Below are 12,146 nucleotides of genomic sequence, written 5' to 3' on the forward strand. Positions count from 1 at the left end.
GTCCCGAAAAAGCCGCAGGGGTCCGCGCTTGACCGCGGGGCCCGGCATTGGCAAGGTTTTGCAGGCTTCGCGCACACCGTACGGCAACCAATCTCGTTTCTCCACTGAGGACGAAACGGAACAAGCGGCGGTGACGGGGCATCGCCCGCGCCGCACCTGGAGGACTGAGTTGAGCCCCATCCGCTCCGTGACCATCGCGGCGCTCGCATCGGCCCTCGTGGCCACCACGCTCACCGGCTGCCAGCTCGGCGCGGAGGAGCAGGACACGAGCCCGATCGTGATCGCCGCCGACCTGGAACTGTCCGGCCCCGCGGCCGCGGTCGGGAAGGCGTTCCAGCGCGCGCTGGAACTGAAGCGCGACCAACTGAACGCCTCCGGCGCCCTGGGCGGCCGGACGATCGAGCTGAAGGTGAAGGACAACCGCTCGGACGCGAGCGAGTCGCTGCGCAACATCGGAGATTTCAGCAGCGATTCGCGGGTAAGCGCGATCATCATGGGCGGCTGCAACGAATGCGCGGTTGGCGCCGTTCGTACGGTGAACGAGAAGAAAATCCCGACCATCGCGCTCGCCGCGTCCAGCGCGGTCGCCAATCCCGTCGCCGAACGCCGGTACGTCTTCAAACTCGCCCCGAACGCGGCCGACAGCGCCGCCGCCCTCACCTCCGAGCTGCGCCGCCGCGGCGTCCGCAAGGCCGCCCTACTGCGCAGCGACGACAGCTACGGCGAAGAGGGGCTCACCGCGCTGCGCCGCGAGTTCGACAAGGTCGACATCAAGCTGGTTGCCGACGAGGCGGTCCGGACCACCGTCACCGACGTCAACGAGCCGGTCGCCACGGTGACCGGGGAGAAGCCGCAGGCGCTGGTCATCTGGACGCCGCCCGAGCAGGCGATGCTGGCCGCGACCGCCGCGCAGGCGGCGAGCTTCAAGGGCTCGCTCTTCTTCGACGCGGCGGCCGCCGGGGACCTGTTCCTCGGCGCCTCGGCCAAGTCCACCGAGAAGGCCACGCTGGTCTTCACCCAGACCATGGTGATCGACGACGTCATCGCCACCACCCCGGCCAAGGCGGCCCGCCGCCAGTGGTTCCAGGACTACACGGCCAGGTTCGGCGGCTACAACGGCTCCTCGTCGTTCGCGGCGGACGCGGTGCAGCTCATCGCCGACGCCGAGCTGCGGGCCGGCGGCCCGGCCGGCAAGGTGAACCGGGACGGCCTGCGCGACGTGCTCGAGACGTCCCAGCTGGACGGCCTGTCCGGCCCGATCCGGATGACGCCGGACAACCACTCGGGCCTGATGCCCCAGGCCCTGACCACCCTGGTCGCCCGGGGCGGCCGGTGGCGCCTCGCCGGCTGATCCCACGCGCGAGCGGAGAGAGTGTCCGTGCCGGGTCCGGCCGGGCACTCTCCCCGCTCGCGGGGCTCAGCGGGTGGAGGTCGTCTCCCGCACCCACGGCAGGGCCAGCCACTCGGCGAGCACCAGTGCCGAGTAGAGCAGGATGCTCACCAGCGCCACCAGCATGATGGCCGCCCAGGCGGTCGCGGTGTCGCCGATGCCCGCGTACTGGGTGACCACGTACCCGAGGCCACTCTCGCCGGCCTGGAACTCGCCGATCACGGCGCCGATCGCGGCCAGCGGCATGGCCACCTTCAGGCCGACGAAGATCTGCGGCAACGCGGCGGGGAGCCGCACCTTGCGGAACGCCTGCCACCAGGACGCGTTCAGCGAGCGGGCCAGCTCCGCGAGGTCCGCCGGGGTGGTGGTCAGGCCGGTCGCGGTGGACAGCACGATCGGGAAGAAGCAGAGCAGGAAGACCATGGTCAGGATCGGCCTCTGACCCCAGCCGAGCGCCACCACCAGCAGCGGCCCGAGGGTGATCTTCGGTACCGCGTTGACCGCGACGAGCAGCGGGGTGAACATCCGCTCGACCGTCCGCGAGGCGGCGAGCGAGAGCCCGATCAGGACCCCGGCCACGGACGACAGCGCGAAGCCGAGCAGGATCTCCCACAGGGTGTCGCCGGTGTGCGCGAGCATCTTGTCCGGCTTGTCGGTGAACGCCGTCAGCACCGAGCCGGGGGTGGGCAGGGCGGCGGTGTGGACCAGTTCCAGCCGGGCGGTGAGCCACCACACCGCGAACGCGACCAGCAGGCCGGTCGCGGGCAGCAGCGCCCTGCTCGCGCCGGCCCGCAGCCCGGCACCGAGGCCGGGGCCTCCGGCCGACGCGGGAACGGCGGGCCGGGACGCCACCGCGGGCTCCGGTGACCGCAGGTCGGTCATCTTCTCCTCCTCTGTGTCCGGCGGTGGCCGGGACGGAACGGGGGGTGCGCCCCGCCGGAGGCCGGCGGGGCGCACCCCCTTTCTGCTCGGTCGAACAGGTCAGGCCTTCGGCACGAGGTTGAAGTCGATGACCTGGTCAGGGGTGATGTTCTGCTTGAGCGAGCCCGCGCCCTGCAGGATCGCGATGGCCTTGGCGACCCGGCCGCCGTCCAGGGTGCCGATCGCGGTGCCGGAGTTGCTCGACCGGACGTACCCGGCCATCAGCTGCAGCTCGGCGGCGGCCGCCGCCGGGACGGTGGCGTCGACGTTCTTCTTCAGGATGTCGGCCGCCTCCTGGGGGTTGGCCAGGGCGTATTCCAGGCCCCTGAGCAGCGCGGCGGTGAACTTCTTGACCATCTCGGGCTTTTCCTTGGCCGTCTTCGACGAGGTGATCAGCGCGTTGCCGTAGAGGTCCTGCATCACGTTGCTGTACGGCAGGACGACCGGCGTCTTCTTGGTCACCGCGGCCACCGTGGGCTGGCCGACGACGAACTGGCCGATGCCGTCGACCTGGCCGGAGGCCAGCGTGCCCATCAGGGTCTGCGCCTCGCCGTTGACCCAGGTCACCTTGGTGGCGTCCACACCGGCCAGTCGGGCGTACGTCGGGAACAGGTTGCGGACCACGGAGCCGGGGGTGTCGGCGAGCTTCTTGCCCTCCAGGTCCTTCGGAGCGGCGATGCCCTTGCCCTCGACGCTCACGATGGCAGCCATGGTGCGCTGCTGGATCGCGGCGACCGCGACGAAGTCCTTGGCCTGGCCGTTGCCGACCTGGAGCAGGCCGCCGGTGAGGTCGATGACGCCGAAGTTGGCCTGGCCGCCGACGACGGTCTGGATCACGCCGCCCGTGCCCTGTCCGGGCTTGATGTCCACGTCGAAGCCGGCCTCCTTGAAGAAGCCCTTCTCCTTGGCCACCCAGGCGTACGAGTCACGGCCGAAGTTGCCGAACGAGGTGAGGTAGGTCACCTTATCCAGCGCCGTGCCGCCACCGCCCTTGGCCTCCGAGGAGTCCGAGCCGCCGCTGCAAGCGGACACCAGGGTGAGGGCGGCGGCGAGGGCGGCGGTGGCGACCGAGCGGGTCAGCCTTCTCATCTGTGCACCATGTCCTTTCCGGCCAGGGGCGACAAGCCGCCTGGACGGGTCGTCGAGAGCAGCGGCGTCGACAGAGGGGGGGCCGGCGCCGCCGTCGGAGGGGACTCTTAGCGGGCACAGCGTACGAGAAGGACCAGCCGGTGTAGCTAGATGTATCGGTTGCGGAACGGATACGAAGTGTTCTCCAGCCCGCACTGTGGTGCTAGAACACTCTCCGGCTACCCTTCCGGGGATCCGAACCTGACCACCTACTCAGGGAGGCCGCCGGCGATGATCCAACTGTCCGGGGTGTCCCGTACCTTCGACGGCCGCGCCGGCCGCGTCGAGGCCCTGCGGGGCATCGATCTCGACGTCGCCGAGGGCGAGTTCCTCGCCGTACTCGGCCGCTCGGGCTGCGGCAAGTCCACCCTGCTGCGGATGATCGCCGGGCTGATCCCGGCGACCGCCGGGCAGATCACCGTCGCCGGTACGCCGATCACCCGCCCCCGTCGGGACATCGCCATGCTGTTCCAGCGGCCCGCCCTGCTGCCCTGGCGGTCGGTGCTGGACAACGTCCTGCTGCCCGTGGAGATCTTCGGCTGGAGCCGGGCCAAGCACCGGGAACGGGCCCGTGAGCTGCTCGAACTGGCCGGGCTGGCCGGGTTCGAGAAGCGGCTCCCGCACGAGCTCTCCGGCGGCATGCAGCAGCGGGTCTCGCTGTGCCGGTCGCTGATCGGCGACCCACGGGTGATGCTGATGGACGAGCCCTTCTCCGCCCTCGACGCGCTCACCCGCGAGGAGCTCTCCGGCGAGCTCCAGCGGATCCACGTGACGAGCGGGGCCACCGTCGTCTTCGTCACCCACTCGATCGACGAGGCGGTGCTGCTCGCCGACCGGGTGGTCGTGCTCAGCCCCCGTCCCGGCCGCATCCGGTCGACGGTCCAGGTGGACATCCCGCGGCCCCGCACCCTCGGCCGCAACGCCCACCTGGCCGACGTCGCCCGCGTCAGCGCCGAGCTGCACGAGCTGCTGATGGAGCGCGACGCCCCCACCGGCCCGGCCGACGCCGTCGCGACGCCGGCCGGCAGCGGCGTACGCGAGGAGGCGCCGGCGAAGGCCGGCACCGAGGGACGCTGACCATGCGGGTGTCCATCTTCACCGAGCCGCACCGCGGCGCCAGCTACGACGACCAGTTGCGCTTCGCGCGCGCGGTCGAGGCGGCCGGCTTCGAGGGCTTCCTCCGCGCCGACCACTACCAGTCGATGGGCGCCGACCCGGGGCTGCCCGGCCCCACCGACGCCTGGCTCACGCTGGCCGCCCTCGCCCGGGAGACCACCCGGATCCGGCTCGGCACCCTGGTCACCTCGGCCACGTTCCGGCTGCCCGGGCCGCTCGCGGTGATGGTCGCCCAGGTCGACCAGATGAGCGGCGGCCGGGTGGAGCTGGGCATCGGCGCCGGCTGGTACGAGCGGGAGCACACCTCGTACGGCATCCCGTTCCCCTCCGTCGGGGAGCGCTTCGACCGGCTGGCCGAGCAGCTCGAAGTGATCACGGGGCTGTGGCGCACTCCCGTCGACGAGACGTACAGCTTCACCGGCGAGCACTACCGGCTGGCCGACGCGCCCGCCCTGCCCAAGCCGGTGCAGCAGCCGGGCCCGCCGGTCATCGTCGGCGGGCGCGGCCCCAAGCGCACCCCCGAGCTGGCCGCCCGGTACGCCGACGAGTTCAACCTGCCGTTCAAGAGCGTCGCCGAGACGGCGGTCGCGTACGAGCGGGTGGCCGAGGCGTGCGAGCGCCACGGCCGTACGGAGTCGGGGCGGGCGCCGCTGGTGCTCTCCACCGGGATCGTGGTGGCCATCGGGCGGACCGACGCCGAGGCGCGGCGGCGGGCCGCGCCGCTGCACGTCAAGAGCGCCCTGCCGCCGGAGGATCCGGTGATCGGCTCCCCCGCCCAGTTGGTCGACCGGATCGGCGAGTTCGCCGCGATCGGGACGACCCGCGTGCACCTGCGGCTGATCGACCTCGCCGACCTCGACCACCTGGAACTCGTCGCGGCGGAGGTGCTGCCGCAGTTGGGAGCGGACCGATGACCGACGTCGTCGACGGGGTCGAGCTGGGCCCGGTGGGCCAGGAGATCGTCTACGAGAACGACCGGGTGCGGGTGTGGCACATCCGGCTGGAGCCGGGCGAGCGCCAGCCGCTGCACCGCCACGACCACCCGTACCTGGTCATCGCCGTGCAGGGCGCGAAGAACGTCGTGCAGACGATCGACGGGAAGACGATCGACGCGGACGAGCCGACCGGCGGAGTGGTCTACCGGGATCCGGGGGCGGTCCACATGCTCACCAACGTGGGAGACACGACGTACCTGGCGCGGTTGGTCGAGCTGAAGCAGCGGTAAGCAGCCACGACGCCGCGCCGCGTCAAGGTGGCGATCGGGCGTACCGGGCCGTAACGTGCCCGATATGGCCTATCGCACGTGGGGCAGATGGCTGCTCACGGCGCTCGGGGTGAGCGTGCTGGCCGGAGCCGGCCAGCTCGGCGTCGCGTACGGGTTCGGCATCGTCCAACTCACCGGCGCCTTCACCGACGCCACCGTCAACCGCTGGCCGGCCCAACTGGTCTGGGTCGGCTGGTTCGCCGCGAGCGCCGCCGTGGTCGGCGCCATCGTCACCGAACGACTCGCCCGCGCCCGCGGTGCCATGGGCACCACGGCCGGGCGGCTCGGGACGGCTGGCGCCTCGGCGCTGGGCGCGACCGTCGTCGCGCCGCTGTGCATGCAGCCGGCGCGGGCCGCCGAGCTGAACAACGTGGACCCGGTCTGGGCGGTCGCCATCTGCGCGATCCTCGGCGCGGTGCTCGGCGCCGGGGCCGCCCTCGCCGTGCTGCTCCGCCCGCCGCTGGGCTGGAACGTCGCGACGGTGGCCTGCGGGATCTGGGCCATCGCCCTCCTCTCGTCCCTGCCCGGGCTGCTCGGCACCGGCCCACTGCACACCGTACGGCTCGGGGTGCCGGAGCCCAGGTGGCTGAGCGTCGACGCGGCGCAGCGGCTGGCGATGCTCGTACTGCCGCTGCTGGCCCTGCTCGCTGGCGCAGCCTCGGGCGCGCTGGCCCGCTGGCGCAACCACCCCCCGATCATCGGCGGTGCGGCCGGCGCGGCCGGCCCGGTGGTGGTCGCCTTCGCCTACCTGACCGCCGGCCCCGGCGACGCCGCCGACCGGTACCAGCTCGCGCCCTACTACGGTGCCCTGATCGCCGTCTTCGCCGGCGTGCTCGGTTCGACGGCCGCCACGCTGGTCCGCTGGCCGCTCACCGCCCACGACGCCGCCGACGGTGCCGCTGACCCGGCGATCGAGCCCACCGACATCCTCCGCCCCCTGCCCACCGGCCCCGCCAGGCCCACCGGTGACGAGCCCGATGCCGCCACCGTCGGCCTGGCCGGCACCGTCGACCTGGCCCGCAGCGGCGGCCCGGTCGACCGCGGCGGCACCGACGACCGGGGCGCCCGCCGGGTGGCCGCGACCGTCGGCGAGCCGCTGCCCCACCCCGCCGCCGAGCCGGTCCCGGCCGCCGATGTCGCCGATGTCGGGGATGCCGCCGGGCCCGCCCACGCGGCGACGGACGACCGGCCGGCGCGCACCGGCGGGCGCGGGGGCCGCGCGCCGGGCAGCACGCCCGACCCCGCCCCGGCCCACTGGGACTGGCCAGCGCCCGCGGACGCACCGGCCGCCGAGGAGAGGCTGGCCGCTCCGGTCGCGCGGCAGGAGACGAGTGCCTCCGTCGAACCGGCCCCGGTCACGCGGCAGGAAGCCGCACCCGCTGCCGGGGAGGAAGCGGCTCCGGCCGCGCGCGAGCAGGCGGCTCCCGCCGTGCGGGACGAGCCGGCTCCGGCCGTGCGGGACGAGCCGGTCCCGGTCGCGCGGGGTGGGGCGGACTCCCGCGTCGCGCCCGCCCCGCGGGAGAAGCGGACCCGGAAGCCGAAGGACTCCGCCGCGTCCGGTCCGGTTGGCCCCGGCCCAGCCGTGGCGGATCCGGCCGCCTCCGACCCGGCCAGCTCCGACCCGGCCGGGCCGAGCCCCGCGCTGGCCGACCCGGCCGCCTCCGTGCCGGCGGGCGGTGCGGCCGGTCGGAGCGGCGCCCGCAAGCGGCCGGGCAGGGCCACAGCCGACGCCGCCGCGTCCGCCGGGACGGACACCCGCCCGGGCGCGGCCGGCGCGCCGGCCGAGGTGACGGCCCCGGTCCCCGGGCCGGCGGCCGCCCCGGCCAACCCCGACGCCGCAGTCCCCGGCCCGGCCGCGAGCCCGGTGCGCCCGAGCGTCGATCACGACCGTACGGACGCGAGCGCCATCCGGGCCGCCGCGAGCCCGGGGCACGCCGACGCAGGCCAGCGCCGCACCGACGCGAGCACCGCCCGCGCGGAAGAAGACCCGACCGGCGCCGGCGCCCGCCCGGCTGTCACGGACAGGTCCGCCACCGGCACCGGCCCGGCCCATGCCGACCCTGGCCCGGTCACCGGGCACGCCCCGGCGGCCGGCGCGGACAGCAGCGCGCGGGTGGTCCACCAGGGGGCGGCTGGCTCCGTCGCCGGCCCCGGTACGCCGCGCGGCAACCCCGTGCCGCCCGCTCCCCGCAACCCGGCGACGGCTGGTCCGACGGCCTTCCCGGCACCGGGGCGCCCCGGTCCGGCGTACTTCGAGGCGCCCTCCATCGACGACCTGGCGCCGCCCGCCGTACCCCAGCCGACCTGGTCCGCCGCCGAGCCGGTTCCGCCGTACGCGCCCGGCGGGCCGACGGAGCCCGAGTTCATCGACCCGGCTTCCCTCCCCCGGCACCGGGCCCCCATGCCCGAGCCCGACCTGGACCGCGCCTCGAACTGGGACGCCCTGGCCAGCACCGCCCGCCGGGCCGGGCCCCAGCCGGTCGACTGGGCGGTCCCGGTCGCCCGTGGCCCCGTGGGACCCTCGGTCGGCCACGACCCGGCCTGGTCCGCCGCCTACCCGGGCGAGCCGCCGGCCGGCGACAATGGTTCGGCCGCCGGTGTTCCCGCCGGGGCAACCGAGGAATCGAGCGGCGGCCTGTCCCGGATCCGGCGGGGCCTGTTCCGGCGCAACCGGCCCCGGGCCAGCGAGGACGCCGGGACGGACCGCGACAACGGGGGCCGCGAGATGGAGCCGCTGCCCGCGCAGGACGCGGACTACGTGGACTGGGTCGCCGGCCTCTCCCACCCCAGGGCCGGTCAGGACGGCAGCCGCCGTCCCCCGGCCGCCACCACCGAGACTGACCGCGCCGCGCCCACGATCGGGCACCCGTCAGAGGATGGCGTCCAGGGCGTCGAGGTCGGCGTCGGTGGGCTGCCAGGTGCCGGCCTCGGCGTTGGCCCGCACCTGCTCCGGCGTGGTGGCGCCGGCGATCACCGAGGCCACCACGGGCCGGGCGGCCAGCCCGCCGATGGCCACCTGGAGCAGGGACAGGCCGCGCTCCGCGGCGTACGCCTCCAGCGCCTCGATGGTGTCCCAGTCCGCGGCGGCCAGGCGCTGCGCGTACCGGCCGCCGGCGGAGAGCCGGCTGCCGGCGGGCGGCGCCTCGCTCCGCTTGTACTTGCCGGTGAGCAGCCCGTTGGCCAGCGGGAAGAACGGCAGCATGCCCAGGCCGAACCGCTCGCAGGCGGGGATGACGTCGGCCTCGACGCCGCGCTCCAGCAGGCTGTAGTGGTTCTGCGCGCTGACGAACCGGGTCAGCCCCTGGGAGGAGGCGGTCCAGTCGGCGTCGGCGATCTGCCAGCCGGCGAAGTTGGAGTTGCCCAGGTAGCGGACCTTGCCGGCGCGGACCAGGTCGTCCAGGGCGGCGAGGGTCTCGTCGATCGGGGTGCCGGGGTCGGGCTCGTGCATCTGGTACAGGTCGATGTGGTCGGTGCCGAGCCGGCGCAGCGACGCCTCCACCGCCCGGGCGATGTACCGCCGCGAGCCCCGCGCGCCGAAGTCCGGCCCGTTGAGGCCGTGCATGTCCATGCCGAACTTGGTGGCCAGCACCACGTCGTCCCGCCGGCCCTTGAGCGCCTGGCCGAGCAGCTCCTCCGAGCCGCCCTGCGGCTCGCCGTAGATGTCGGCGGTGTCGAACAGGGTGATCCCGGCGTCGAGGGCGGCGTCGACGACCGCGCGGGTGCCGTCGGGGTCGAGCTTGCGGCCGAAGTTGTTGCAGCCGACGCCGACCGCGGACACCACGAGCCCGGAGTCGCCCAGCCGGCGATAGGTCATCTCAGTCACGAGATCAACCCTATGCCTCTCACCGGACGTCCCAGACCGGCTCCGGGGTCTCCACCACCTCGCCGTCGCCGCGGAACAGCACGAACCGGTCGAAGGTACGGGTGAACCAGCGGTCGTGGGTCACCGCGAGCACCGTCCCCTCGAACGCGTTCAGGCCGGCTTCGAGGGCCTCCGCGCTGGCCAGGTCGAGGTTGTCGGTGGGCTCGTCGAGCAGGAGCAGGGTCGCCCCGGACAGCTCCAGCAGCAGCACCAGGAAGCGGGCCTGCTGCCCGCCCGAGAGGGTGCCGAGCCGCTGGTCGCCCTGCCCGGCCAGCTCGTACCGGGACAGCGCCGCCATCGCCGCGTGCCGGTCCATCCCGGCCCGGTGCTCGTCGCCCCGCCAGAGGATGTCGACCAGCGTCCGCTCCATCAGCTCGGGGCGGTCGTGGGTCTGCGAGAAGTGGCCGGGGCGGACCCGCGCGCCGAGCCGCACCATGCCGTCGTGGGCCACCGAGGCGAGGGCCGCCGCGCCGTCGACCGGCCCGTTGGCCGGGTCCGGGTCGGTGCCGCCCCGCGCCAGCAGCCGCAGGAAGTGCGACTTGCCGGTGCCGTTCGCGCCGAGCACCGCCACCCGGTCGCCGTACCAGACCTCCAGGTCGAAGGGGTACGTCAGGCCGTCCAGCTCCAGCTGCTCGGCGACCACCGCGCGCTTGCCGGTCCGCCCGCCGCTCAGGCGCATCCGGATGTCCTGGTCCTTCGGCGGTACGGGCGGCGGCCCGGCCTCCTCGAACTTGCGCAGCCGGGTCTGTGCGGCCTGGTACCGCGAGGCCATCCCGTCGTTGTACGCGGCTTTCTGCTTGTACATCAGCACCAGCTCGCGCAGCTTCTGGTGCTCCTCGTCCCAGCGGCGGCGCTGCTCGTCGAGGCGGGCGTGCCGGGCCACCCGGGCCTCGTGCCAGCTCGCGAAGCCGCCCGGGTGCACCCAGGCGCTGCCGCCCTCGACGGCCACCACCCGGTCGGCGGTCTGCGCCAGCAGCTCCCGGTCGTGCGAGACGTACAGCACCGACTTGCCCGACTCCCGCAGCCGCGCCTCCAGCCAGCGCTTGCCGGGCACGTCGAGGAAGTTGTCCGGCTCGTCGAGCAGCAGCACCTCGTCGGTGCCGCGCAGCAGCAGTTCCAGGGCGAAGCGCTTCTGCTGCCCGCCGGAGAGGGTCCGCACGGGACGCTCCCGCGCGCCGTCCCACGGCAGGTCGAGCACGATCGTGGCGACGGTGTCGCAGAGCACCTCGGCGTCGTACCCGCCGACCTCTCCCCAGGCGGCGAGCGCGTCGGCGTACGCGAGCTGGGCCTTGCCGGCCGCGCTGCTGTACTTGCCGCGCACCTCGGCCGCCCGCATGGCCGCCTCGGTCTCGGCGAGCCGGTGGCCGGCGTCGCGCAGCGTCGGCGGGGCGAGCGACAGCGCCAGGTCGGCGAGGGTGGAGTCGTCGCCGATCATGCCGATGAACTGCCGCATCACGCCGAGGCCGCCGGAGCGGGAGACGGCGCCGGTCTTCACCGGCAGGTCCCCGGCGACCATCCGCAGCAGCGTGGTCTTGCCCGCGCCGTTGGGGCCGACGAGGGCGACCTTGGCCCCCTCACCGACCCGGAACGACACGTCGGTGAAGAGCTCCCGGCCGTCGGGCAGGATGTGCCCGACCGCCGCCACGTCCACGTATCCCACGCCGGCATCCTCCCGGAGGGACCGGGACGGGCTCCAGCCAATTACCGGGTGACCCGCAGCACCCGGAAGCCCTTTTGGCTGGCGTGCCGCTCCACCTGCCAGCCCTGCTCGACCAGCCACCGGTGCAGCGAGTCGCCGCCGAGGTGCCGCGCGATCACCAGCCACGCCACGCCGTCCGGGGCGAGCCGGGGCAGCCAGCGCCTGAGCAGCTCGTGCAGGCCCTCCTTGCCGACATGGATCGGCGGGTTGGACCAGAGCTGCGCGAAGGTCAGCCCGTCCGGCACCTCGTCCGGGGCGGCCACCCGTACCCGGTCGGCGGCGCCGAGCCGGGCCGCGTTGGCGGCGGTGAGTTCCCGGGCCCGCTTGTTGACGTCTACCGCCCAGACGGCGGCCCGGGGCGCGCGGTCGGCGAGCACGCAGGTGATCGGGCCGAAGCCGCAGCCCAGGTCGAGCAGGGGCCCGGCGACCTCCGGGGCCGGCAGCTCGGCCTTGCGCAGCAGCACGGCCGTGCCCGGGTCGAGGCGGTCGGCGGAGAAGACCCCGCCGGCCGAGGCCAGTGTGTAGGCACGCCCGGCGACGGTGAACTCGACCTCCCGGGGGCGGGCCGGGACGGCGGGCTCAGCGGTGAAGTAGTGGTCGCCGGTCACGCCCGGCATTCTCGCACTGGCGCCGCGCGCCGCTGCTCTCGGCCGCGCGCCAGTCGTTCCCGACCGCTCGCCGCCGCGCCGGGGACGCGCCGCCGTGCTCGCCCGCCTGCCCCGGCCCACTGCCAGGCGACACGCCACTCCGCCGCAATTTCTCATTA

General features: G+C 74.5%; 12 protein-coding genes. 4 read left to right on the forward strand and 8 right to left on the reverse strand.

Annotated features, from left to right (window positions below):
- Nucleotides 1-169: 169 nt before the first annotated feature.
- Nucleotides 170-1,351, forward strand: a complete 1,182-nt coding sequence (locus tag JD77_RS07570) for an ABC transporter substrate-binding protein (protein WP_145773652.1) — start codon at nucleotides 170-172, stop codon at nucleotides 1,349-1,351.
- 66 nt (nucleotides 1,352-1,417) lie between these two features.
- Here JD77_RS07570 and JD77_RS07575 read toward each other — a convergent pair whose 3' ends face one another.
- Both JD77_RS07575 and JD77_RS07580 read right to left on the reverse strand, forming a co-directional pair.
- Nucleotides 1,418-2,272, reverse strand: a complete 855-nt coding sequence (locus JD77_RS07575) for an ABC transporter permease (protein ID WP_145773653.1) — start codon at nucleotides 2,270-2,272, stop codon at nucleotides 1,418-1,420.
- Between the two features lie 99 nt (nucleotides 2,273-2,371).
- The gene (locus tag JD77_RS07580) at nucleotides 2,372-3,400 is read right to left on the reverse strand and encodes an ABC transporter substrate-binding protein (protein ID WP_145773654.1); all 1,029 of its coding nucleotides are present in this window, start codon (nucleotides 3,398-3,400) and stop codon (nucleotides 2,372-2,374) included.
- A gap of 270 nt (nucleotides 3,401-3,670) precedes the next feature.
- Here JD77_RS07580 and JD77_RS07585 point away from each other — a divergent pair, with 270 nt between their 5' ends.
- The 3 genes from JD77_RS07585 to JD77_RS07595 are packed head-to-tail and all read left to right on the forward strand — an operon-like array spanning nucleotide 3,671 to nucleotide 5,780.
- Nucleotides 3,671-4,516: an ABC transporter ATP-binding protein gene (locus JD77_RS07585; protein WP_145773655.1), complete on the forward strand. Its 846-nt coding sequence runs from the start codon at nucleotides 3,671-3,673 to the stop codon at nucleotides 4,514-4,516.
- 2 nt (nucleotides 4,517-4,518) lie between these two features.
- Nucleotides 4,519-5,469, forward strand: a complete 951-nt coding sequence (locus JD77_RS07590) for an LLM class F420-dependent oxidoreductase (RefSeq protein ID WP_145773656.1) — start codon at nucleotides 4,519-4,521, stop codon at nucleotides 5,467-5,469.
- Nucleotides 5,466-5,780, forward strand: coding sequence for a cupin domain-containing protein (locus JD77_RS07595; protein WP_145773657.1), 315 nt, complete (start codon nucleotides 5,466-5,468; stop codon nucleotides 5,778-5,780). The genes JD77_RS07590 and JD77_RS07595 overlap by 4 nt, the downstream gene beginning before the upstream one ends.
- 69 nt (nucleotides 5,781-5,849) lie before the next feature.
- Here JD77_RS07595 and JD77_RS07600 read toward each other — a convergent pair whose 3' ends face one another.
- The 6 genes from JD77_RS07600 to JD77_RS07625 all read right to left on the reverse strand — a co-directional run bounded on the left by JD77_RS07600 (nucleotide 5,850) and on the right by JD77_RS07625 (nucleotide 11,988).
- Nucleotides 5,850-6,323, reverse strand: a complete 474-nt coding sequence (locus JD77_RS07600) for a hypothetical protein (protein ID WP_145773658.1) — start codon at nucleotides 6,321-6,323, stop codon at nucleotides 5,850-5,852.
- A 294-nt stretch (nucleotides 6,324-6,617) separates the two neighbouring features.
- Nucleotides 6,618-7,178, reverse strand: coding sequence for a hypothetical protein (locus JD77_RS07605; protein WP_145773659.1), 561 nt, complete (start codon nucleotides 7,176-7,178; stop codon nucleotides 6,618-6,620).
- Nucleotides 7,179-7,700: 522 nt separating this feature from the next.
- A complete protein-coding gene (locus tag JD77_RS07610; protein WP_145773660.1) occupies nucleotides 7,701-8,186 on the reverse strand; it encodes a hypothetical protein in 486 nt (161 codons plus the stop codon).
- Nucleotides 8,187-8,688: 502 nt separating this feature from the next.
- Nucleotides 8,689-9,633, reverse strand: a complete 945-nt coding sequence (locus JD77_RS07615) for an aldo/keto reductase (protein ID WP_145777464.1) — start codon at nucleotides 9,631-9,633, stop codon at nucleotides 8,689-8,691.
- Nucleotides 9,634-9,661: 28 nt separating this feature from the next.
- Complete coding sequence (locus JD77_RS07620) at nucleotides 9,662-11,341, reverse strand: ABC-F family ATP-binding cassette domain-containing protein (RefSeq protein ID WP_145773661.1); 1,680 nt, start codon at nucleotides 11,339-11,341, stop codon at nucleotides 9,662-9,664.
- Nucleotides 11,342-11,382: 41 nt separating this feature from the next.
- Nucleotides 11,383-11,988 (reverse strand): class I SAM-dependent methyltransferase, encoded by a 606-nt coding sequence (locus tag JD77_RS07625; protein ID WP_145773662.1) that lies wholly within the window; start codon nucleotides 11,986-11,988, stop codon nucleotides 11,383-11,385.
- Between the last annotated feature and the right edge of the window lie 158 nt (nucleotides 11,989-12,146).

The sequence above is a fragment of the Micromonospora olivasterospora genome (assembly GCF_007830265.1).
GTDB lineage: Bacteria > Actinomycetota > Actinomycetes > Mycobacteriales > Micromonosporaceae > Micromonospora > Micromonospora olivasterospora.